Origin of the sequence: Haloferax sp. Atlit-48N (assembly GCF_003383015.2) — an archaeon.
GTDB lineage: Archaea > Halobacteriota > Halobacteria > Halobacteriales > Haloferacaceae > Haloferax > Haloferax volcanii.
The window spans coordinates 171,450-192,300 of record NZ_CP137691.1 but is presented as its reverse complement, the minus strand read 5'-3'; the positions used below and the strand labels follow the sequence as shown (position 1 = coordinate 192,300).

At 62.4% G+C, this 20,851-nt stretch carries 19 protein-coding genes and 1 pseudogene; 5 read left to right on the top strand and 15 right to left on the bottom strand.

Annotation, left to right across the window (positions count from 1 at the left end):
• Positions 1 to 108 precede the first annotated feature (108 nt).
• Entirely contained in the window at positions 109 to 756 is a 648-nt protein-coding gene (locus DEQ67_RS16385; protein ID WP_115803493.1) for a bifunctional 4-hydroxy-2-oxoglutarate aldolase/2-dehydro-3-deoxy-phosphogluconate aldolase, read from the top strand.
• 200 nt (positions 757 to 956) lie between these two features.
• Here DEQ67_RS16385 and DEQ67_RS16380 read toward each other — a convergent pair whose 3' ends face one another.
• The 9 genes from DEQ67_RS16380 to DEQ67_RS16340 all read right to left on the bottom strand — a co-directional run bounded on the left by DEQ67_RS16380 (position 957) and on the right by DEQ67_RS16340 (position 9,753).
• Entirely contained in the window at positions 957 to 1,331 is a 375-nt protein-coding gene (locus DEQ67_RS16380) for a RidA family protein (RefSeq protein WP_004043204.1), read from the bottom strand.
• An 11-nt stretch (positions 1,332 to 1,342) separates the two neighbouring features.
• On the bottom strand, positions 1,343 to 2,185 hold the full coding sequence (locus tag DEQ67_RS16375; protein ID WP_115803492.1) for an SDR family NAD(P)-dependent oxidoreductase: 843 nt from the start codon (positions 2,183 to 2,185) through the stop codon (positions 1,343 to 1,345).
• A gap of 51 nt (positions 2,186 to 2,236) precedes the next feature.
• Positions 2,237 to 3,403 carry a mandelate racemase/muconate lactonizing enzyme family protein gene (locus tag DEQ67_RS16370; protein ID WP_004043202.1) on the bottom strand — a complete coding sequence of 389 codons (1,167 nt, stop codon included), beginning with the start codon at positions 3,401 to 3,403 and terminating at the stop codon, positions 2,237 to 2,239.
• A 41-nt stretch (positions 3,404 to 3,444) separates the two neighbouring features.
• Positions 3,445 to 4,593, bottom strand: a complete 1,149-nt coding sequence (locus tag DEQ67_RS16365) for a hypothetical protein (protein WP_115803491.1) — start codon at positions 4,591 to 4,593, stop codon at positions 3,445 to 3,447.
• A gap of 44 nt (positions 4,594 to 4,637) precedes the next feature.
• A complete protein-coding gene (locus DEQ67_RS16360; RefSeq protein WP_013035053.1) occupies positions 4,638 to 5,483 on the bottom strand; it encodes a carbohydrate ABC transporter permease in 846 nt (281 codons plus the stop codon).
• The gene (locus tag DEQ67_RS16355) at positions 5,480 to 6,418 is read right to left on the bottom strand and encodes a carbohydrate ABC transporter permease (protein WP_115803490.1); all 939 of its coding nucleotides are present in this window, start codon (positions 6,416 to 6,418) and stop codon (positions 5,480 to 5,482) included. The genes DEQ67_RS16360 and DEQ67_RS16355 overlap by 4 nt, the downstream gene beginning before the upstream one ends.
• A 9-nt stretch (positions 6,419 to 6,427) precedes the next feature.
• Complete coding sequence (locus DEQ67_RS16350) at positions 6,428 to 7,699, bottom strand: ABC transporter substrate-binding protein (protein ID WP_115891650.1); 1,272 nt, start codon at positions 7,697 to 7,699, stop codon at positions 6,428 to 6,430.
• 154 nt (positions 7,700 to 7,853) lie between these two features.
• On the bottom strand, positions 7,854 to 8,654 hold the full coding sequence (locus DEQ67_RS16345; protein ID WP_013035219.1) for a creatininase family protein: 801 nt from the start codon (positions 8,652 to 8,654) through the stop codon (positions 7,854 to 7,856).
• A 1-nt stretch (position 8,655) separates the two neighbouring features.
• Positions 8,656 to 9,753, bottom strand: coding sequence for an ABC transporter ATP-binding protein (locus DEQ67_RS16340; RefSeq protein WP_013035128.1), 1,098 nt, complete (start codon positions 9,751 to 9,753; stop codon positions 8,656 to 8,658).
• A 505-nt stretch (positions 9,754 to 10,258) separates the two neighbouring features.
• Between DEQ67_RS16340 and DEQ67_RS16335 the strand changes: the two genes are divergently transcribed.
• Both DEQ67_RS16335 and DEQ67_RS16330 read left to right on the top strand, forming a co-directional pair.
• Entirely contained in the window at positions 10,259 to 11,041 is a 783-nt protein-coding gene (locus DEQ67_RS16335; protein ID WP_004043195.1) for an IclR family transcriptional regulator, read from the top strand.
• 717 nt (positions 11,042 to 11,758) lie between these two features.
• Entirely contained in the window at positions 11,759 to 12,076 is a 318-nt protein-coding gene (locus tag DEQ67_RS16330) for an RPA12/RPB9/RPC11 RNA polymerase family protein (RefSeq protein ID WP_115803488.1), read from the top strand.
• Between the two features lie 200 nt (positions 12,077 to 12,276).
• On the opposite strand, the gene sfsA is transcribed toward DEQ67_RS16330, so the two are convergent.
• Together sfsA and DEQ67_RS16320 are read right to left on the bottom strand one after the other, a co-directional pair.
• The gene (sfsA, locus tag DEQ67_RS16325) at positions 12,277 to 12,990 is read right to left on the bottom strand and encodes a DNA/RNA nuclease SfsA (protein ID WP_115803487.1); all 714 of its coding nucleotides are present in this window, start codon (positions 12,988 to 12,990) and stop codon (positions 12,277 to 12,279) included.
• A 98-nt stretch (positions 12,991 to 13,088) separates the two neighbouring features.
• Positions 13,089 to 13,666 (bottom strand): annotated as a pseudogene (locus tag DEQ67_RS16320) (ribonuclease H).
• 537 nt (positions 13,667 to 14,203) lie between these two features.
• Between DEQ67_RS16320 and DEQ67_RS16315 the strand changes: the two are divergent.
• Together DEQ67_RS16315 and DEQ67_RS16310 are read left to right on the top strand one after the other, a co-directional pair.
• On the top strand, positions 14,204 to 15,796 hold the full coding sequence (locus tag DEQ67_RS16315) for an FGGY-family carbohydrate kinase (RefSeq protein ID WP_115803486.1): 1,593 nt from the start codon (positions 14,204 to 14,206) through the stop codon (positions 15,794 to 15,796).
• On the top strand, positions 15,789 to 16,868 hold the full coding sequence (locus DEQ67_RS16310) for a hypothetical protein (RefSeq protein WP_115803485.1): 1,080 nt from the start codon (positions 15,789 to 15,791) through the stop codon (positions 16,866 to 16,868). The genes DEQ67_RS16315 and DEQ67_RS16310 overlap by 8 nt, the downstream gene beginning before the upstream one ends.
• A 134-nt stretch (positions 16,869 to 17,002) precedes the next feature.
• Here the strand turns inward: DEQ67_RS16310 and DEQ67_RS16305 are convergent, their stop codons facing one another.
• From DEQ67_RS16305 to DEQ67_RS16290, 4 genes are all read right to left on the bottom strand, one after another.
• Positions 17,003 to 17,806, bottom strand: a complete 804-nt coding sequence (locus DEQ67_RS16305) for an inositol monophosphatase family protein (RefSeq protein WP_115803484.1) — start codon at positions 17,804 to 17,806, stop codon at positions 17,003 to 17,005.
• A 137-nt stretch (positions 17,807 to 17,943) separates the two neighbouring features.
• Positions 17,944 to 18,657, bottom strand: coding sequence for a ThuA domain-containing protein (locus tag DEQ67_RS16300; RefSeq protein ID WP_115803483.1), 714 nt, complete (start codon positions 18,655 to 18,657; stop codon positions 17,944 to 17,946).
• Positions 18,658 to 18,897: 240 nt separating this feature from the next.
• Positions 18,898 to 19,341: a GlcG/HbpS family heme-binding protein gene (locus DEQ67_RS16295; RefSeq protein WP_013035085.1), complete on the bottom strand. Its 444-nt coding sequence runs from the start codon at positions 19,339 to 19,341 to the stop codon at positions 18,898 to 18,900.
• Positions 19,342 to 19,408: 67 nt separating this feature from the next.
• Entirely contained in the window at positions 19,409 to 20,845 is a 1,437-nt protein-coding gene (locus tag DEQ67_RS16290; RefSeq protein WP_115803482.1) for an anaerobic glycerol-3-phosphate dehydrogenase subunit C, read from the bottom strand.
• Between the last annotated feature and the right edge of the window lie 6 nt (positions 20,846 to 20,851).

The window sequence follows — 20,851 nt, the reverse complement described above, 5'->3', positions numbered from 1 at the left end:
TACTCGAACGTCGCGGAGTCGCGTGATAAGGACTCCTCTCTGGACGAAGTTTGCACCCCGGCAGTCGCGGACCCCGAAGGTTAAGCCGTGGGTCATCCTGCTACGGGTATGGTCGCTTCCACCGCCCAGCGAATCGCAGAGTCGGGTATCGTCGCAATCATCCGAGGGACCGACCCCGAGACGGCAATCGAGACGGTTGACGCGCTCCGCCGCGGCGGGGTTTCGACGGTCGAGATAACCGCGAACACCGAAAGCGTCCTCAACATGATTCGAGACGTGTCTGAGTCGTTCGCGGCCGACGAGGTGACCATCGGCGCGGGGACCGTCCTCGACGCGGAGACGGCGCGGGCGACGACTCTCGCCGGTGCGGAGTTCATCGTCACGCCGTCGTTCGATGAGGGCGTCGTCGAAACCGCGAATCGTTACGGTGTACCCTCGCTCGTCGGTATCGCCACGCCGACCGAAGCCGTGAATGCCTTCGAAGCCGGCGCGGACATGGTGAAAGTGTTCCCCGCCGACACGCTCGGACCGAGATTTATCTCGGCGCTCGGTGGCCCACTCGGACACATTCCGACCGTCCCGACCGGCGGGGTCGGACTGGACAACGTGGACGAGTTCTTCGATGCGGGCGCGACGGCCGTCGGCGTTGGGAGCTCCATCGTCGACACCGAAGCTATCGCTTGCGGCGAGTTCGACGTTATCGAAGCGAACGCTCGCGTGTTCAGAGAGGCTGTCGAGGCCGCACGGTCGGAGTAGGAGTTCGACTGGCTCCGACGGCCGCGACAACCGAGGAGTCACCCGTTCTGAACTACACAAAACGAAAGCGGAACCCGACAGTCTGTGTCGCTTCGGGACCGTGGGAAGGTAGCGTCGTCACTCCCGACGCGGTGTTGCGCCGTCGGCTTCCGCTCTCACCTACGATCGGGACGTGCTCTCGGAGTCGTTGACTCGGCGCGTTACCGCTCGGCGACGACCTCGATCTCCACGTCGATGTCGACGGGGAGTTTCACGACCTCGACGGCGCTCCGTGCCGGATACGGTGCCGACATATACTCGCCGTAAACCTCGTTCACCTCGTCGTAGTAGCGCATGTCCTTGAGGAAGACGGTGGCTTTCACCACGTCTGCGAGCGACGATCCGCCGGCCTCCAGAATCGCCTCGACGTTCTCGAGGGTTCGCATCGTCTGTTCCGCCGGCGTCCCGTCGACGACTTCACCCGTTTCGGGGTCGACAGGTCCCTGTCCAGAGACGTAGAGTTTGTCGCCCGAGACGACACCCTGCGAGTACGGTCCGATGCTGTCCGGTGCGTCCGCTGTGGTTAGTTCTTTCATCGTTGATGTGGTTACCGTCGTGATGGTACTTCGTCCGCGTCGTACACTTCATTGATGAACGACGTCGAGAGACTCGTTGTGAGGCCGCCGTCGAGGACGACGTTCTCGCCGGTGATGAAACTGGACAGCTCCGATGCGAGGAACAGCGAGGTGTCCGCGACCTCACGCGGTGTCCCGAAGCGACCGAGCGGGTACTGGTCGAGCCAGCCTTCGCGCGCGTTCGAATCGCCCGTTCGGCCCTCTGTGTTCTCCATCTCCTCGCGCCTGCTCGCGGTTTCTATCGTCCCTGCGGAGATGACGTTCGAGCGAACACCGTGTTGGCCGTAGTGGGCCGCGATGTTTCGCGACATCGCGAGGAGACCGCTTTTCGCCTCCGAGTAGCCGGATAAACCGATGCCGAAGAGCCCGTTGACCGAGCCCATGTGGATCATCGAACCTCCGCCGGCGGCGACCATGGCCGGGAGGACCTCCTTGCTCAGGAGGAACTGGCTCTTGAGGTTCAGGTCGACCATCCGCTCGAACGTCTCCTCGTCGCAGCGGTGCGCCACGTTCGCGGACTCGTCTGACCCGCCCGCGTTGTTCACCAGAACCTTGACCTCGCCGAACTCGTCGAGTACGGTATCGACGAGGCTTCGAACCTCGTCGCGGTCGGTTACGTCGCATTCGACCGGAACGACCCGGCCGTCGTGTGCGGCGGTGAGCTCCTCTGCGACCGGTCTCACGTCGTCCAACGAGCGCGAGCAGATGGCGACATCTCCGCCAGCCTCCGCGAATCGCGCCGCGATTTCGCGACCGATACCTCGAGAGGCACCGGTTACGATTGCCGGACGGTCTCGTAGTGATAACTCAACCATAGCGTGCGCACCGATGTGGTCGGAGCTATTCAACCTTGCTATGGTGTTGCACTATATTCGATACGCTTCGACGGCGTCTCGGTCGACCGAGATGCCGAGTCCGGGCCCGAGCGGCGCGGGGAGACAGCCGTCTTCAACTTCGAACGGTTCCGAGATGACATCGCCCTCCCACGCGTAGTACGTCGAGTCCGGGGGGAGTGAAAAGCCCGGAATCCCGCTCACGGCGTGGAGAATTGCCGCGGTTCGAATCCCGAGGTCGAATGCACAGTGGTGGGTAAACGGCACGCCGGCGTCTTCGAGTATCGCGGCCTGTTGCCGGATCCCGCTGATGCCGCCAGCCGGGGTGAGGTCGATGACGCCCACGTCCATCGCGCCGGCCTCGACGAGCGAAGAGATGTTGTGTGGCACGTAGGTGTCCTCATTCGGGGCGATGGGCTGCCGAAGGCGCTGTCGCAACCGTGCGAGCGACACGTGGGAGTCCACCCGAATCGGCTGTTCGAGGTACTGCAGGTAGATTCCCTCGTCTTCGAGCATCGCGCCGACGCGAACTGCCTGATCAAGTGTCCAGCCCTGGTTCGGGTCGAGTCGGAACTCCAGTTGTCCGTCCGTCTCGTCGTGCATCGCCTTGATCCGCGCAACGTCCTGTCGCCAGTCCCTCCCCGCTTTCGTCTTGAGCACGTCGAACCCCGCGTCTAGTGCCTCTCGGGCTTTCACGCGAGACTCCTCGGGCGGCAGGATTCCGAGGCAGAACGCGACCGGGACTGGACCGGGGTTCCGGGTGCCGTCGGCCACGTGGGACCTGTGCTGGAGCGTGCTCTGGGTCGGCGCGGTCCAGCCGCCGAGCAGTTCGTACACGGGTCGGTCGAGCGCTTTCCCTACGATGTCCCAACAGGCCGTTTCGACGGCGGAAAAGAACATATCCACGTTCGTGTACTCGACGAACACCTGTCGGCGAAGGCGTTCGATTTCGAACGGCGACTGACCGACGACCATCGGTCCGATACCGTCTTCGATGAGCGACTCGGTCGCCGTCGGCGAGAGAAACACGCGCATCTCCCCCCAGCCTTCGATACCCTCGTCGGTATCGACGCGGACGAGCACGCGCTCCATCGATTCGAGTTCGCCGTGATTCGTGGTGTACGGGGCGATTCCGAGATGCTCGTCGGTACTCGTCAGCGGAACGTCGACAGTAACCGCTGTCACGTCGGTTATCTCCATACAAACGCTTGTAGGGGGCGACAGTATGAAAGTATCGTTTGTTACAGACTCTCGTTCGTGGCCTCCCGAATCCACGACAGCGACCGCTCGGGCAGCAGTCCGTAGTTGTAGAACGAGACCCGCGGCACGTCGACGGCCCGGAGTGAGTCGACGATGTCGACGAGCGTGTCGCCGTCGTGTATCGCCGGGTGGCCCGGGAGGAGGCCGACGTGTAACGGTACGTCATCGGTCACCGCATCGACGCTTCGATAGGCGTTCATCACCGCCTCACGTGAGGACTCGTACGCCGGCAGACAGAAGTAGTCGACGTGCTCGGACAGCTGGTCGAGGTCGGCCCCGACCATCCACTCGCGGCCGGGTTCGGGCGCGCCGACGTAGTATCCGAGCGGTGTCGACCTGCTCGCCGCGGACAGGTCCGCGTAGAGCGTCGCCAGCGTTTCTTCGCGTACGTCGACGTAGTCGGCGACCGCGTCGTGCTCGCGGAGCCATAGCTCGGGCGAGAGGCCGTGCGGAACGGTTCCATCGACGATTTCGTCGAGCGTCTGTGCGACGGTCTCTCGAGCTGATTCGACGTTGATGCCCGCATCCGACGCGGTCCCCCGACAGTGGTCGCAGAAGCACAGTCCGAAGAGGAACTCACCGAGCGTTCCCAGCTGAGCGTGAATTTTCTGGTGGTGCCAACCGAACCCCGTCCCGTAGAAGTAGTCGAAGGTCTCGAGTTCGATTCGGTCGAAGTGCGCCGAGTCGGTCAGGTCGCGGACGAGTCCGGTGAGGTACTCCTGTACGTCGGGGTTCGACGGGCAGAGGCCGAATACGAGGTCGTCGCCGTGCGCGGAGGTCAGCGTCACGTCTCGATGGCGCATCCCGAGCCGCGAGTTGTGGCAGCCGACCGTCCACGAGTTCAACCGGACGTTCTCGAGACCGTCGGCGATTCCAGCGACCCAATCACCAGTCATTCCTTCGTACGGAATCGGTTCGAGGCGGCCGTAGCCGCCGTCAGGGCGGAAGTACGAACTCGCGCGTGCGAAGAAGGTCCGCCGCTTCGGGTTGTGCGGCGCGAACGCCTGTACGGCGTGATAGTTCGTCGCGAGGGTCACCTCGTCGACGCCCAGTTCGGCGATGCGAGCGCCCGTCTCTCGTGGTCCCGCGTCGAGCACGTCCCACGGGTACGCCCAGATAGCGAACTCCATAGCAGGTCGTCACGCGGGTCGATAATAAATATACAGGAGGGTCGTTACTCCTTGACTGCGCCGGCGGTCATCCCCGCCACGATGTACTGTTCAAGGAACGCGAACAGAACGAGGAGTGGGATGATACCGATGACCGAGACGGTGAGCATCATCCGCCAGTCAGTCTGAAGCGCGCCGACCATCGAGAAGACCCCGCGCGGGATGTTGTACTTCCCGCTGTCGGTGAGGAACGTCAGCACGAACAGGAGCCGGTTCCACGCGTACAGGAACGTGTAGGTGATGCTGGCGACGAGCGCGGGTTTGGTCAACGGAAGAACAATCTTCGTGAGTACCTGTAACTGGCTGGCACCGTCGATGCGGGCGGACTCTTCCAGTTCGACGGGAACGGTCTTGAAGTAGCCGTAGAGCATCCAGATGTTGAACGGGAGGGTGAACGCCGCTGCGGGGACGATAACGGCTAGGTACGTGTTGAACAGTCCGAGCCGGCTGATGACGTCGAACAGTCCCACGATGAGAACCACGGGGGCGAACATCTGGACGACGAGGACGGCGAGCAGGAACGTCCGCTTGCCCACGAAGTCATTCCGCGCGCAGGAGTACGCCGCGGGGATCGCGAGCAGAAGCGTCAGGACGACGGTTCCGAGCGAGATGACGAAACTGTTGGCGATCCAGAGGAGCACGTCAGTCTGCGTCCAGACGTCCACGTACGCCCCGAGAGACAGCTGGGACGGCACGAGCGTCGCCGGTGCGGAGAATATCTCCGACTCCGGTTTGAACGTACTGGAGAACATCGCGTAGAACGGGAACATCATTATCCCGAGTAGGGCGATGAGCATGCCGTAGACTCTGACTCGGCGCAGTCCGCCCTCGTCGTGGCCTGCCATCGTCACAGCTCCTCACCTCCGCGGGTGTAGACTCTGAGATACACGATAGCGAACAGGAGCAACAGCAGGAACCCGATGACGCTGTAGGCGGCACCGAGCCCGAGATGCCCGTTCTGCAGGCCGACCTGGTAGATGTGAATCACCAGCGTCGCGGTCGTGCTAATCGGACCGCCGCCCGTCATCGTCCAGATAGTGTCGAAACTGACGAAGGTCCAAATCGTCGAGAGGAGCGTCGCCATCAGGATGACGCTCTTGAGTTGTGGGAGCGTAATGTATCGGAACTGGTGCCACCGCTCAGCCCCGTCGATGGCCGCGGCCTCGTAGAGATCCTGCGGAATCGACTGCAGACCCGCAAGGAAGATGATCGCCATAAACGGCGTGCCGATCCAGATATCCGCCACGACGACGCCTAACCACGCGATGTCGGGGTTCCCGAGAATTCCGATACCCTGCTCTATCACGCCGAGTTTGAGCAGAATGGCGTTGAGATAGCCGAACTGTGGATGTTCTATCCACCGGAAGACGACCGCAGAGATGGCGTACGGAATTCCCCACGGGATGAGGAACGCCGTTCGGAAGAACTTCCGACCCCGAATGTCGCCCTTGAGGTGAACTGCGATGAGCAGACCGAGTAACGTCTTACCGGCGACGCCGACCGCGACCCACCGCCCCGTTTGCCAGAGGAGACGGTAGAAGATGTCGCTGTTGAGGATGTCGACGTAGTGTTGCAACCCGACGAACGTCTCGATAGTCGAATCGGCGGGAGAGCGATACAGCGACAGGCGGAACGTCTCCAGTATCGGGTACCCTACGACGGCGACGAGAAATAACGCAGCAGGCGCTATCAAAAGGTATGCGCGGCGGTTCCGCTTGACGTGCGCGGCGGACTGTGATAGCCGCGAATCGTCGCCTGTCTGGGTATGTTCTTCAGCGAGGCTCATATCGTTGCATTAGTTCATCGCGTCTTCGAGGTCACTCTGGGCGTCGTTCAAGGCCTTCTGCGGGCTCTTTTGGTCGGCGAGCGCTTCCTGTATCGCTTGGACCATCCGGTCGTTGAACTGGCTGAAATTGCTGAGTTTCGGCCGAGCACGGGCGTACTGTCCCGCCTCGACGAACGGCCCCCAGTTCTTCGACTCGGAGAAGTACTCCCGTTCGCCGACCGCCTCGACGACCGGGAGGAAGCCCTTTTGTTTCGAGTACTGGAAGCGGCGCTCCTCGTCGAAGTAGAAGCGAATCAGGTCTCGCGCGACGTCCTTATGTTCGCTCTGGCTGAAGATGCCCAGCGTGTCGATAGTGAACAGGCTGTACCGGCCCGCAGGGCCCTTCGGGACCTGGACGATACCGTAATCGAAGTCAACCTCACCGTTCTCCTGTGACTCGGTTATGTTGAGCCCCGTGTAAACGTGCCCGATGACCATCCCGAGGTCGCCGTTCTCGAACAGTTGACGGATGTCCTGTCGGGTCGACGAAAGCGGTGAAGACTGCGTCACGCCGTGTTCGAGATGGAGGTCGGTGTAGAACGAAAGCGCCTCAACGGCGCCGTCGGAGTTGACGACGGGCATCCCCTCGTCGTCGACCAAGTCGGCACCGTGCGACCAGTGGTAGTGGTAGTACTGCGACCCCGTCTCGATGGCGTCAGCGCCGGCGAGGCCGAGTGCCGGGACGCTCACCTCGTCGCTCTCGGTGAGGGCCTTCGCCGCCGAGAGCATGTCTTCCCACGTGTCCAGCGCCGGATTTTCCGGGTCGAGACCGGCGGCCTCGAACGCGTCTTTGTTGTAGTAGAGACACTTGTTCGATGCGGCCCACGGAACGCCGTAGTGCGAGCCGTTGTACATCGTGCCGTTGGCGACTCCCTCGGCAAACTTCTCGCCGAACTTGCCGTCCATTAGATCGTCGACCGGTTCGAGCGCGTCCTTCCCGACGAGTTGCGGAATCCACCGAGCGGGCCAACGGCTCACGTCCGGGGCCTGTCCGCCGTCGACTCGGTTGTTCACAGTTTGCCGTGCGTTGTCCCAAGTTACACTCGTGAACTCGACGTCAACGTCGTACTCTGACTCGAAGGCGGCGTTGTTCTCCTCGAAGAACTGCTTGATGTTGTCACCGACACCCATTGTGAGGAGTTGGACGCTCTGGGTGTCTCCCCCACCCTCACCGCTGCCCTCGCCGTCGGAGCCGCTTTCGCTTCCGTCCCCGCCGCCGGTACAGCCGGCGATGGCGATCATGCCACCAGCGCCGAGCGCTTGAAGGAGCCGCCGACGGTCCAGAGTCTGTCCGCTAGCTTCCTCTGTGGTATTTTCTCGCATCATCGCTACCAATTTGCCCCACATATATAATTGTTTTTATCCATATTTTATTGTCATTATCGTTATCGGTGTCTCACGCGTTCTGTTCGTGAACCGCATCGAGCAGCGAGGCGAGTTCCTCGGCGATAATCGACCGAATCCGCTCTCCCTTCTCGGCGCTCGCTTCCTCGGGGAGCCCGATGGCACCCGTCTCGGAGTACGTGTCGAACGACCGGTAGACACTCACTGAGCCCCCGTCGAGGAGGTCCTGTCCGCTCCAACGGTATGACTCGTTTAGTGGTTCACCGTTCCGGGTGGAGGAATCGCCGACGAGGTCGGGTCGGACCGCGAGCATGAGCGACGTTTCGAACTCGCCACCGTGAGCCATCCCGCCGGTTTCGGTATCCCGAAGCGCCTCGATTCGGTCAGTCGCCAGCTCGAAGTAGGTTGTTCCGAGCACCTCGGCGTCGGTCTCGACGCCGACCGTGCTGACGACGGACCCAATGAGAGGGCCGTTGCCGCCGTGGCCGTTGACGAACAACACGGCGTCGAAGTCGTTTTGAAGCCCCGTGTGCGCGATGTCCTCGAGCGTCGCGCGAATCGTTTCGAAGTCTAGCGACAGCGTCCCGCCGAAGGTGAGATGGTGCGGTGAGAACCCGCTCCACACGGTCGGCGAGACGACGACGGGGAGACCGTCAGTCTGCTCAACCGCCGAATCGACCATCGCCTCAACCAAGAGCGAGTCGGTCACGACCGGTAGATGTTCGCCGTGCTGTTCGATGCTCCCCACCGGAATCACCAGAATCGACCCCGGTTTCGCTCCCACCTCTCGGACCTCAGCCGCGGTCAATCCTGCCCACTCGTGCTCGCGTCGTCCGATTGAATCATACATCATGTCAGGCGGAGTCCGTCAGTCGTGTCTCACTCACCGCGACGCGCGCGCCGTCGCTACCAAAGAGATGCATGTCGTCCACGTCGAACCCGAGCGTTATCTCGTCCCCGACAGCCGGCCGGAGCTCGCTTTCGACCCGCGCGACGACCTCGGACGAGCCGTGGGTCGTCTGCAGGTAGAGGAAGTTGTCCGAACCGACCGGTTCGACGACATCAACGACTGTTTCGACGTAGCCTCCCTCGCAGTCCGGCGTGAAATCTTCCGGTCGGACACCAAGCGTGTACTCACCAGAGGGAACGTCGACATCCAGTGTGAACTCGAAGCTCGGGGATTCGAAGCGAACGCCGCCGTCGTCGTCTGTTGCGGTCACCTCGAAGAAGTTCATTGAGGGCGACCCGATAAATCCGGCGACGAACTCGTTGTTGGGTTCGTCGTAACAGCGCTCCGGGGGGTCAACCTGCTGGAGTTTGCCGTCGTTGAGGATGACGATACGGTCGGCCATCGTCATCGCCTCTGTCTGGTCGTGAGTGACGTACACCGTCGTGACGCCGAGGTCCTCCTGAATCCGCTGTATCTCCGTCCGCATCTGCGTCCGGAGTTTGGCGTCCAAGTTCGAAAGCGGCTCGTCCATCAGGAACACGTCCGGGTCGCGCACGATAGCTCTCCCCAGCGCGACCCGCTGTTGCTGACCGCCCGAGAGCTGTTTCGGGAGGTCGTCTAACAGCTCCGAAATCTCCAGCATCTCGGCGGCGTCCTCAACGCGGTCTCGGACCTCGTCGTCGTCTTCCCCGGCGAGACGCAACCCGAAGGACATGTTCTCGCGGACGGTCATGTGGGGGTACAGCGCGTACGACTGGAACACCATCGCGATGTTCCGGTCCTGCGGCCGCACGTCGTTGACGACGTGCTCGCCGATGGCGATCTCACCGCCGGTGACGGTCTCGAGCCCAGCCACCATCCTGAGCGTCGTCGACTTCCCGCAACCGGACGGCCCGACGACGACAACGAACTCCCCGTCGTCGACGGTGAGATCCAACCCCTCTACGGCGAGGATACCCCCATCGTACTCCTTACTCACGTTCGATAGTCTTACCTGGCTCATGTCGGCTGAAGACTACTCCTCAATCCCGCATAATAAATGTTGGTAATGGAGGTGAACGACGCGCTCCCAACCGTGTTGAATCGCATCCGGGGCCGCTGCGATCTTCTCGACACCCCAGACGTCGGGTAAAGCGCCTGTCCAGTCATCGGTTCTCGACTTCCCTTGCGTCTAACCGAGGGACACGGTGGTAATCCCCCGCAAGGTCACCACTGTCGGTACCTCGTATTCAACACGGTCAAAAATGCAGAATATCGACGTACGCTTATACTACCGTTAACATTCATCGAACAGGGCTTCTCAACCGGTATCTCGGCCTATTCACGGGACGTGGTTTCGCTCCCGGATTCGACGCGCTCGGAAAATACGTGTCAACACGAGGTAAAAATAGCGTGTTACTCGATGTACTTTTTTCTGTGGTAAACACTCGAAGTTTTCTTTTCGAGAGAGTTGAATGGCAGTTGAACAGGGGGAAAATACTTTCACCGAGTGTGGAAAAGACCGTAGCATGTCCGATGGCGACGTCAAAACAATACGCGCGGTCGAAACGACGTTCGAGATTCTCGATGCCCTCAGCGGCGTCGAACCGGCCGGCCTCTCGGAACTCGCGTCGACGGTCGACATTCCGGCAAGCACGATTTACGTCCACCTCAACACGCTCATTGAGCGGGGCTTCGTCGTCAAAGACGCTGGAGAGTACCGTCGCTCGTTTCGCTTTCTCGAGGTTGGCGGAGATATCCGGCAGCGGATCGATATCGCTCGACTGCTCAGAAATAAGGTCGAAGAGCTCAGCCGAGTGACGGGCGAGATAGTCGGCGCTGCGGTCGAAGAAAACGGGAAACGGGTCATTCTATATCGAAGCACCGGGAAGAAAGCCGCGGCGGACGAGATTCCGATCGGGAATCGCACGGAGATGCATTGGACTTCGCTCGGAAAGGCGATTTTAGCGTACCTCCCCGAGGCTCGCCGGGCGGAAATCGTCGAACGACACGGTCTCCCGTCGGGAACGAACAGGACCGTTAGCTCGCTGGCGGAACTCGAAGACTCGCTCGGGCGGGTCCGTGAACGAGGGTACGCCATCGATGACGAGGAACATCTCCGCGGTATTCGAGGCATCGCCGTTCCGCTTCTCGATAAGAACGGGGATGTCAAGGCGTCTATCGGCGTGACCGGCCCCCGAGACCGGTTCACACCCACCTACATGTCGGAGCTACTGAACGTACTGCAGTACAGCAAAAACGAACTCGAGGTTCGTAACCAATACTCCGAGTACACGACCATAGACGGGTGATGACCCGCGCTCGTCGTGAGAATAGATTACGGAACTATGTCTGTAATTTCTCACGGCGTGCTGCTACGGATATCACTCGTCATGGAGTTTTCACCGACTTTCCGAGCGGGCGAACAGATAAAACGACTATACTCAAGATGGACACTTCCACAACAAGTATTGTGAATATTATAGATATATGCAGAGATAACTATCTCAGGGTCGCTGCTAGATCGACTGTCTGGTAGACGGTTCGGTACATAGCCATCCTCACATCCAGTGCTTCCTGTTCTAAGTTGCCCCTCAAAGTCGGATATGAACCTATTTTTCTACACATATCTGCATATAAATACAACCCGCGACTACTTACAGCTCACGGGGCTCCCTCATCAGCATGACTTGCCAAGTTTCGAGTATTCATAGACGGTGGTTAGAAAATTAAAGATTGAACAATACACACAAGATAAGGGATTCCGAGATAAGTGTGATTTCACTCACCAAACCACTGGTAGAGCGCACCGGGTTCCGCTCGCCATCGACGTTCCAACTCCGGGGCAATTCGATCGCTCGGATATCGTTGCTGCTCTCAAGAGTGAAACTATCCATAACGCGACGACGAACTCCTCAATGGGCGGGCATCGAGACTCGGCCGAAACAGCCACCACAAACAGCTGCCTGAGAGCCACGACGAAGCGGAAATTAAAACATATATCCGTCACCCCCTGTATTCTCTCCAATATGCAATTCTGTGACGAATGCGGGTCGATAATGCACACGGAAGGTGAGACATGGGTGTGTCGCTCTTGTGAGCACAAAGAGCCACGGGACTCGCAAGCGGAAGCAGCAATGTCGATTCAAGATGGACAGCAAAACAACGGCACACCCACCGTGGCCGACGCAACCCAAGACACCTCCGAGACTATGCAGGAGTCCTGTCCGGCCGAGGACTGCGACAGTGACCGGGCCCAGTACCAGATGATGCCCAAACCGGGAGGTTCCTACGAGGTTCGGCTGTTCACATGTGTCGAGTGCGGCCACAAGTGGCGCGAGTCTTGAGCAGTGGTTCTGGCTCTGTTGAAATCCTCTGGGCCGGACATATGTAGCGTGCTGAATATAGAGGGGGAGTTCAGCAAGACTCAGATATTCATTTCACGCGACCAGTGACAAAAATACACCCAAACAAGGGCCTTCTGTAATACAGAACTCAGGATATAGGTACAAAATGAACACTGTTCGAGCACCGAGCGTACCGCTCGTCATCCCATGTCGACTGGCAGGTTGTCGTTCCGAAGTGAGTAGTGAGGCGGGTCGAACGAGGTCGTAATCGCGTGTACGCCCACCCCGATCTCCTGTACACGGGCGAGTAAGTCGACGAACTCCGGGTCGACAGCTCGGTAGGGGCGGAAACGTTCGACATCAGGTCGCTGCACGACGAACACGACGTGTGTCTCGTGGCCGTCTTCAGAGAGCGCTTCGAGGCTCCGGAGGTGGCGCCGACCGCGCTCGGTTTGGCGGTCGGGAAACATGGCGACGCCGTCCTCGACGTGCGTGCAAGATTTGATTTCGACGAAGGCGGTCTCGTCGGCCGGCGTCTCGACGAGAAAATCTGTCCGGCCGTGCTCCGGTAGTACAGGCTCGCGTTTCAGGCAACTGTACCCGGCGAACGCGGGGATTGCATCGCGGGCGAGCACGCGCTCGAAGAGGTCGTTCGCAAACGCCGGGCGGACGCTCACGTACACGCCGTCGACGCGGACGGTGATGGCGTCGTAGTCCGTCGCACGCTCCGGGTCGTCAACCGGCGAACAGAGAATCTCGTTTCCCGGCTCGACCGTGCCTTCGAGGGCACCGGGGTCTCCGAGAAAGACGCGCTCAGGGGCGTCCTCGAACCGAACACGGACGACGAACCGATTCGGTCGGTCGACGATAGTTCCGGTGAGTAACTCGCCGTCGATTGTGAGTAGTGGGTCCATGTGTTGTGGATACGATGCGGCCGAGGGGATACCAATCGTTCGCTTCGAGTCTGTGAAAGCTCTCGGGTCGTCGGGGCGTGTCTCTCTTCCGGCCCTTATCAGGCTCCGAGATTTGCGATATCGGACCCGACCGTCGCCAGCGCATCGGCAGGTTCGGGTCGCTGTCAGCCAGATGCTCGTACCAGTGGTTCGGAACACGAGCCAGCGCCGTGGCGGTGGCCTTGCCGTACGTCTCGACGCCGGGCTCTGCCGAGTCGTTACTATCCCAGACATCGCGGATGACGGTCATCGACTCGATTCAAACCGCTACGTTCTGTGGCTCGTAGCGAGCTATAGTTTGAAGAGGCCAAGTTGGAGAGCGACGTACTCCGTGGTGTTGTTCCCCGCCCGAGATCCGACGGGGCGATCGAGACGAGCCACCAACGTACAGGACGAACGAGCGGTCGGTCGGCTCCGGGACGGATAGACGGCTGCGATCTGAGGACAGGAGATCTTCGAGTGCCTGACGGAACTCCGCCGGGGTGGTTGCGGGGTCGAGGAGGCTGTCGTATCCGGGGACCGCGTCGTCGATGAGTTCGGTGGCAACTGCCATCTTGTATCCGACGCCTGCGAGCACCTCGTCGACGAGCGTGGCGAGCGGTGAGAGGTGTTCGGAGGGGAGCGGTTCTCCGCTCACGCCGGCACCACCTCGTTCCGGTCTCCGTTTCCGGGTCCCCCATCCTCGCTCCCGGGTGAGTTCGTCGGTTCGTTGAACACCTGCATACCTCACCTCTGTCGTCGAGTGGGATAATTCCCTCAGTGCTCCGTCGTGGGAGTGAGGTATCGATTGAGCCCCGCCTACCCGTCCCGACGATGCCCGACGCGAGCGAGTCGGAGCGGGAGCCCCGGTATCGGACAAAAGATTACGCGATTAGCTCTGTAATTCGCTCGCTCGCCATCGGTGCCGCTGGGCCGGTGCGTGTTTCTTCATACTGAAGCGCGTCGCTCGCTAACCGCTGGCTCTCCCCCGGTGGTTCCGAATCGCCGTGTCCGGGTTCGTCGCCGATACCCCCTACGTTGGGGTGTTTCGACCGGCTCCCACGGCTGATTCGGAAATAGTGAATGCTGTGTCGACGCCGAGTTCGACCGGGAAAAGACTAAACGCGGCGTCCGTCCGTCCACAATTCTACAGCAATCCAAACCTATATTAGAATGATAATGATAATGGTCTATTATGGCGCAAGTCATTATCGGCGTAGACGCCGGTACGACAGTAATTAAATCGGTCGCCTTCTCGCTCGACGGCGAGGAGCTACACAAGAGCAGCGTCGAAAACGCGGTCGACCGCCCCGAGTCCGGCTGGGCGGAACAGTCCATGGTGACGACGTGGAAGAAGACCGCACAGACGCTCAGCGAGGTCGAAGACCAGTTGGACGACGACGACGAGGTCCTCGCGCTCGGCGTCACCGGGCAGGGCGACGGCTGTTGGCTCGTCGACGAGGACGGTGACCCGGTCCGTCCCGCGATTCTCTGGTCCGACGGTCGTGCGAGTTCCGTCGTGCAGGCGTGGCAGCAGTCGGGCGTCTCCGAGCGGGTCTACGACATCTGCGGCGGCACCCAGTTCCCGGGGAGCAGCCTCGTCATCCTCCGGTGGCTCAAGGAGAACGAGCCCGAGCGCTACGAGGAGGCCGACACGGTCTTCTACTGCAAGGACTGGCTGAAGTACAAGCTCACCGACGAGCTCACTACGGACCCGAGCGACGCGTCGCTCCCGTACGTCGAATCGGAGTCCGCCGAGTACTCCGACGAGGTTCTGGACGTCGTCGGAATGCCGGAGGTCGGCGAGATGCGCCCCGACCTCGTCCCGGGCACCGACGTCGTCGGCGGCCTCACCCGGAACGCGGCGGTCGAGACGGGGCTCCCCGAGGGGACGCCCGTCGTTTCCGGCTTCATCGATATCGCCGCGTCAGCCTTCGGAAGCGGGGCCGCAAACCCGGGCGACGGCTCTTCTATCGTCGGGACGACATCAGTGAATCAGACAGTTCTCGACGAGGCCCCCGACGACGACGAGCAGACGGGTATCCTACTGACGCTCGGCGTCGAAGGCGGACTCTGGACAAAGTTCATGTCCTCGATGACCGGCACGCCGAATCTCGATTGGGCCATCGAGGAGATTATGGACAAGAGCAGTTTCAACCTCGTCGAAGAGGAGGTCGAGTCGATTCCCGTCGGCTCCGACGGCCTCATCTACCACCCGTTCCTCAGTTCTGCAGGCGAGCGTGCCCCCTTCCTCAACCCCAACGCGCGAGCGCAATTCATGGGGCTGAACCAAGAACACACGCAGGCACACCTCGTCCGCGCGGTCTACGAGGGCATCTCGCTTGCCATGCGTGACTGTTTCACGCACCTTCCACAGAACGCCGACGAGGTGTATCTCAGCGGCGGCGGCGCGAACTCGGACTTCTGGTGTCAGATGTTCGCCGACTGCCTGAACGCGACCATCATCATCCCGGAGGGAACCGAGTTCGGCGCGAAGGGAGCCGCGCTCCTCGCCGGCGTCGGCACGGGTGCCTACGACGACCTCCCCAGCGCCGCGTCCACCACGTCGTCCGTCGCGCAGTCGTTCGAACCGCGGCCGAAGAAGGTCCAGCAGTACAGCCGCTGGTACGACGTGTACACCGATGCCTACGAGGCGACGTTCGCGGTCTGGGACGAGCGCGTCGAGGCGTTGGAGGACCTCCGCTACATGTCGCAGTCCGCGGGCGCGAGACCGAACAAGAAGACCGTCGTCGGCAAGGACACGGTGAAAGGGGGATACGATGATTGACCTGTCGTTCCTCTCTTTCGGTATGCTCGTCGCCGCCTTCGCCGGCGGCGCGTTCGGCGCCGCAATCGGCGGTCAACCCGCCTTCATCTTCACCGGCTTCCTCGTCATCGCGGGCGAGGCCGGCAACCTCGCGACCGAGGCCGTCGCCGCGGCCACGAACGCCGACCCGGCGCAACTGAGCGCGCTCGGCCTCACCGGGTCGGTCGCGTTCGGTCCCGTCTTCGGCCCGCACATCAGCTTCGCCGCGGGGGCCGCCGCCTCCGCCTACGCCGCCAAGCGAGGGTACATGGACGCGGAGTTCGATTACCACCCCGCGAAGAACATCAACTACGCGTTCGGCACGAAACCGGACGTGCTCCTCGTCGGCGGGCTGTTCGGTATCGCCGGCTACCTGATGGCGCAGGTCATGGTCGCGTTCGCCGCGCCGTGGGACCCCGTCGCGATGGCCGTCGTCCTCTCGGCGGCGCTCCACCGCGTCGCGTTCGGCTACGACCTCGTCGGTCAGTCGGCGGAGGGACGGCTCAACATGCGCCCGTTCGTCGAAGAGCGCTCCCGCGACGCGCCGCAGGCCACCACCGACGGCGGACAACCGCAGTCCGGGGCGGCGACCCGGTACCTCGTCGAGCCGTGGCTGCCGCAGCAGTACAAGTGGCTGAACGTCTCCCTGCTCGGACTCGCCGTCGGGGTGCTCGGGGCGTACCTCGGGTACGCGACGGGCAGCGTCTACCTCGGGTTCGGCATCAGCGCCGTCTCGCTCATCTTCCTGAGCATCGGCTTGGAGCACTTCCCTGTCACCCACCACATCACCCTCCCCGCGAGCACGGCGGTTTTCGCGATGGCCCCCGAGGGCGCGGCGGTGAGCTCGCTGCCGCTCGCCGAGGTAGTCCTCGTCGGTGCGGGTATGGGCCTCGTCTGCGCGCTGTTCGGCGAACTCTTCCAGCGCGTCTTCTACGCACACGGCGACACGCATTTCGACCCGCCGGCCGCGGCCATCGTCTTCGGGACGTTCCTCGTCGCGGTCCTCGGGGCACTCGGCGTCTTCCCGCACACCTCGTGGGTGCCGCCGCTGTGACTGACACTCACCCGCAGACCACGAGACTCGACTGAGACGACGACTTGACCGACCCCGACCGACAGGCACCGATAGACTACCGTTCCCAGTCCGTACACCGCGAACGGCTTCCCGCATAGACGACCGCTTCGACGTCAGTGAATCGCTTCGAACGCCGCCTGCGCCGTTTCGAGCACCTCTTCGTGGGCCTGACCGTTCGACGCGACCAGTCCGGGACGTCCCGGCAACCACTCGTTTCCGTGAATGTCCGTCACGACACCGCCAGCCCGCCGAACGTGGTGTACGCCGGCGACCGTGTCCCACGCGTTGGGGTGCTCGTCGAGGCCAACGACCGCATCTATCGAACCGTCAGCGACCCGCGAGAGCGTTAGTTGCGTGGTTCCGATGCGGCGGAGTTCTCCGAACCGGCCGAATATCTCGCCGGCGAGCGTCTCGACCGCGGGGCGGTCCTCAGGTCCGAACCGGAGCGTCGAGGCGACGATGAACGCCTCGATGTCGGGTTCGTCGTTCACGGTTATCGGCCGTCCGTTGCGCTCGATTTCCCCGCCGGTCGCGACGTACGTGTCGCCCGTCGCCGGCGCGACGTTGACCGCGGCCAGCGGTTCCATGTCCTCGACGATGGCGACGCTCGTCACCCACGCGTTCGTCCCGCGGGTGAAGTTCTGCGTCCCGTCGATGGGGTCGATGACCCACGCGTAGCCCGATTCCGGCACGGTCTTTCGCTCGTCTTCCTCCTCGCCGACGACGGCGTCGTCCGGGAACCGCTCCCGAATCGTCGAGATGACCCGACGCTGGGTCTCGCGGTCGATTTCGGTCACGAGGTCGGTCTTGTCGCCCTTCTGTTCGATATCGAAGTCCGTTCTGAAGTGTTCGAAGGCGTACTCCGCCCCGGTCTCTGCGGCCTCTACCGCGACTGCTTCGCGCGAGTGCTTCTCCATACTCGGCTATCCGTTCACGGCGAGAAAAAACCTCGGACGGCGGTCGTCCCTTCCCGAATTCGGTTCGTCCCGTTCCGTCTCGTTCCATCCTGTCTCGTCCCGTCCCGCAACGCCCCGAGCACCCTCGGCCGCGCCGCTCACTCGACCGGGTCGACCGCGCGGTTCGCCGTCGGAACCGCCTCGTCACCGCCCGCGGCCGCCCATCTGACCGCGTTGTCGAGCACCTCTTGCACGACGGGAACCTCGTACACCGGATAGGTCTCGTGGCCGGGGCGGAAGTAGAATATCCGACCGCTACCGCGCCGGTAGCAACAGCCGGAGCGGAACACCTCGCCGCCCTCGAACCACGAGGCGAACACTAGACGGTCGGGCTCGGGGACCGCGAACGGTTCGCCGTACATCTCCGTCTCCGGGACGACAAAAGACTCGTCGAGACCGTCGGCGATGGGGTGGCCGGGGTCGACCACCCACACTCGCTCTCGCTCGCCGGACTCGCGGTACCGGAGCGAACAGGGCGTGCCCATCAGTCGCTTGAACACCTTCGAGAAGTGCGCGGAGTGCAACGGGACGAACCCCATGCCGTCGTAGACGTGTTCGCAGACCCGCTCGACGACCGCGTCTTCGACCACCTCGTGGGCCTTGTGACCCCACCAGACCAACGCGTCGGTGTCGTCGAGCACCGCCTCGGTGAGGCCGTGGTCAGGTTCGTCGAACGTCGCGACACGCACGTCGTGACCCCGCGATTCGAGGGCCTCGGCGAGCACCGCGTGGATGCCGTCGGGGTAGACCGCGGCGACTTCCTCGTCCGTTCGCTCCTGTACGTACTCGTTCCATACGGTCACGGATGCCATACGTCCACAACGCGCGCACCCGGTCTAAAACTACCGAAATATCGACATGTGGGCGGTGACCGACGCCGCGGCGGTTGCGAAAAGCGAGGCGGGACAGACGCCCCGTGGGTGCCTGCGTGAGCGTTCTCGAACCGCGGTCACGGCTCGGACCGGTCGCGGTCTCGCCGCCGGCGTCGTCGACCTCCGAGTCCGGTCGCTCCCGCGGTCAGTCGTCAGTCGCTCGCGTTTCCTCGGAACGGCTCAGTCGTCGCTCGGAACCGCGTCCGCTTCGACGAGTTTGGTCCAGCGCTCGACACCGGCCTCGGCGACGTCGCGGTCCTGCGTGACAGCGCCGCCGGAGACGCCGATAGCGCCGACGACTTCGCCGTCGCGTTCGAGCGGGTAGCCGCCGCCGAAGACGACCATCCGGCCGTCGTCTCGCGTGTCCAGCCCGTACAGCGAGTTCCCCGGCTCGGACGCCTCGGCGAGTTCGTGCGTCGGCATGTCGAGAGCGGCGGACGTGTAGGCCTTGTTACGTGAGATGTTGACGGAGGCGAGCCACGCGCCGTCCATCCGGTGCTGCGCGATGAGGTTCCCCTCGCTATTGGCGACCGTGACGACCATGGGGTTCTCGATCTCGTCGGCCCGGGTCTCGGCCGCTTCGATCAACTGCGTTGCTACGTCTAGCGGGATTGCTTCCACCATGCATGCGTAATGCCCGTACGCGGACACATAAATCCGGTCATTTTTCGTCGGAGTTCTCCCCCGGCCGTCACTCGACGAGCGCGTCTTCGAGCAGTTCGAGCGGGTGGCGTATCTCGTAGCCCGTGCCGTGTTCCATCTGCATCGCGCAGGTGGGACACTCGGTGATGCCCGCGTCGCCCTCGGCGTGGCGCATGTGGTCGAACATCTCCTCGCCGATTTTCATCGACTTGTCGTACTTCTCTTCCTTCCAGCCGTAGGTCCCCGAGATGCCGGAACAGGAGTCACCCACGTCCTCTATTTCGACGCCGTCGACGTCGCGGAACAGTTCGACGACCTGCCGGTGGAGCCCCTGATTGCGAGCGTGGCACGGTCCGTGGTAGCCGAACGACTCCCCGTCGAGTTCGGCGTCGGCCAGCGCGCCCCGCAGGTCCTCGTGGATGCGGAGGTACTCCAGCGCCTCGAACGTGTTGTCCGAGACGTCCTCGATACCGTCGATGTCGAACAGCTCGGGATACTCCTGCCGGAGCGACAGCGAACAGGAGGTACACGAGGCGATGACGTCCGCGCCGTCCGCCAGCGCGGCCGTGAGGTGTTCGACGTTCGTCTCGGCGTGTCGTCGCGCGTCGTCGAGCATGCCGTTCGCGAACATCGGCGTCCCCGAGCACCCCTGCGGCGGGACGAGGACCTCGTAACCGAACTGCTCGAAGACGCGGACCATCGCCTTCGCCACCTCCGGCGTGTTGTAGTTGGCGTAACAGCCGTGGAAGTAGGCGACCCGCTTTTCGGGGTTCTCCACCCACGCCCCGCCGCGTTCGCGCCACCACTCCCGGAACGTCTGCGACGCGAACTCGGGGAAGTCGCGTTCGGCGGTGACGCCCAGCAGTTTCTCCATCGCCCAGCGCGCCGGGCCGAAGTTCATGGCGAAGTTCGCGAGTCGCGGAACCGCCGACGCGACCGCGGCCGAGGTCCGGTAGTTGGCGAGGATGCGGTTGCGGACGTACTCCCGCGAGAGCGTGCTCATCTGTTCACTCACGTACTCGCCGCGGGCCTCGTTGTGCATCTGGCTGAGCGGGACGCTCGACGGGCACGCCGAGTCACAGCGCATGCAGTTCGAACACGACATGACGGAGTCGTCGATGTCGGCGTCATCTTTGCGCTTGAGTCGCCACTGCTCCGGCCCTTGGAACTTCGGTCCGGGGAACTCCTCGTCCACCTCAGCGACCGGGCAGGACGTGTCGCAGGCAGTGCATTTGTAGCAGTCGTCCGCGCCCGCTCGGAGGTCGAGGTCGCCCTCCTCGAACACGTCGGTCAGTTCCGAGCCGGTATCGTACTCGGCACTCTCGGAGGCTGACGCGGCCGCGACCCCGCCGTCAGTGACTCGTCGTTCCCCGTCGGTTCGTCGCTGTTTTCCCCCGCTGGTCGTCCTGTCTCTCTCAATCGTCTGGTCGTGGCTGTTCGTCCGATTCGATTCGGTCGTTCGGTCTCTGTCGTCGCTCGCTGTCATAGTCTC

Coding starts and splice junctions, on each gene's coding strand:
- DEQ67_RS16305 (WP_115803484.1), bottom strand. CDS start 17,806: ATGGAGAAGCACTCGCGCGAAGCAGTCGCGGTAGAGGCCGCAGAGACC.
- DEQ67_RS16370 (WP_004043202.1), bottom strand. CDS start 3,403: ATGGAGATAACCGACGTGACAGCGGTTACTGTCGACGTTCCGCTGACG.
- DEQ67_RS16315 (WP_115803486.1), top strand. CDS start 14,204: ATGGCGCAAGTCATTATCGGCGTAGACGCCGGTACGACAGTAATTAAA.
- DEQ67_RS16380 (WP_004043204.1), bottom strand. CDS start 1,331: ATGAAAGAACTAACCACAGCGGACGCACCGGACAGCATCGGACCGTAC.
- DEQ67_RS16310 (WP_115803485.1), top strand. CDS start 15,789: ATGATTGACCTGTCGTTCCTCTCTTTCGGTATGCTCGTCGCCGCCTTC.
- DEQ67_RS16350 (WP_115891650.1), bottom strand. CDS start 7,699: ATGATCGCCATCGCCGGCTGTACCGGCGGCGGGGACGGAAGCGAAAGC.
- DEQ67_RS16345 (WP_013035219.1), bottom strand. CDS start 8,654: ATGATGTATGATTCAATCGGACGACGCGAGCACGAGTGGGCAGGATTG.
- DEQ67_RS16375 (WP_115803492.1), bottom strand. CDS start 2,185: ATGGTTGAGTTATCACTACGAGACCGTCCGGCAATCGTAACCGGTGCC.
- DEQ67_RS16290 (WP_115803482.1), bottom strand. CDS start 20,845: ATGACAGCGAGCGACGACAGAGACCGAACGACCGAATCGAATCGGACG.
- DEQ67_RS16340 (WP_013035128.1), bottom strand. CDS start 9,753: ATGAGCCAGGTAAGACTATCGAACGTGAGTAAGGAGTACGATGGGGGT.
- sfsA (WP_115803487.1), bottom strand. CDS start 12,990: ATGGACCCACTACTCACAATCGACGGCGAGTTACTCACCGGAACTATC.
- DEQ67_RS16365 (WP_115803491.1), bottom strand. CDS start 4,593: ATGGAGTTCGCTATCTGGGCGTACCCGTGGGACGTGCTCGACGCGGGA.
- DEQ67_RS16300 (WP_115803483.1), bottom strand. CDS start 18,657: ATGGCATCCGTGACCGTATGGAACGAGTACGTACAGGAGCGAACGGAC.
- DEQ67_RS16385 (WP_115803493.1), top strand. CDS start 109: ATGGTCGCTTCCACCGCCCAGCGAATCGCAGAGTCGGGTATCGTCGCA.
- DEQ67_RS16295 (WP_013035085.1), bottom strand. CDS start 19,341: ATGGTGGAAGCAATCCCGCTAGACGTAGCAACGCAGTTGATCGAAGCG.
- DEQ67_RS16355 (WP_115803490.1), bottom strand. CDS start 6,418: ATGAGCCTCGCTGAAGAACATACCCAGACAGGCGACGATTCGCGGCTA.
- DEQ67_RS16335 (WP_004043195.1), top strand. CDS start 10,259: ATGTCCGATGGCGACGTCAAAACAATACGCGCGGTCGAAACGACGTTC.
- DEQ67_RS16330 (WP_115803488.1), top strand. CDS start 11,759: ATGCAATTCTGTGACGAATGCGGGTCGATAATGCACACGGAAGGTGAG.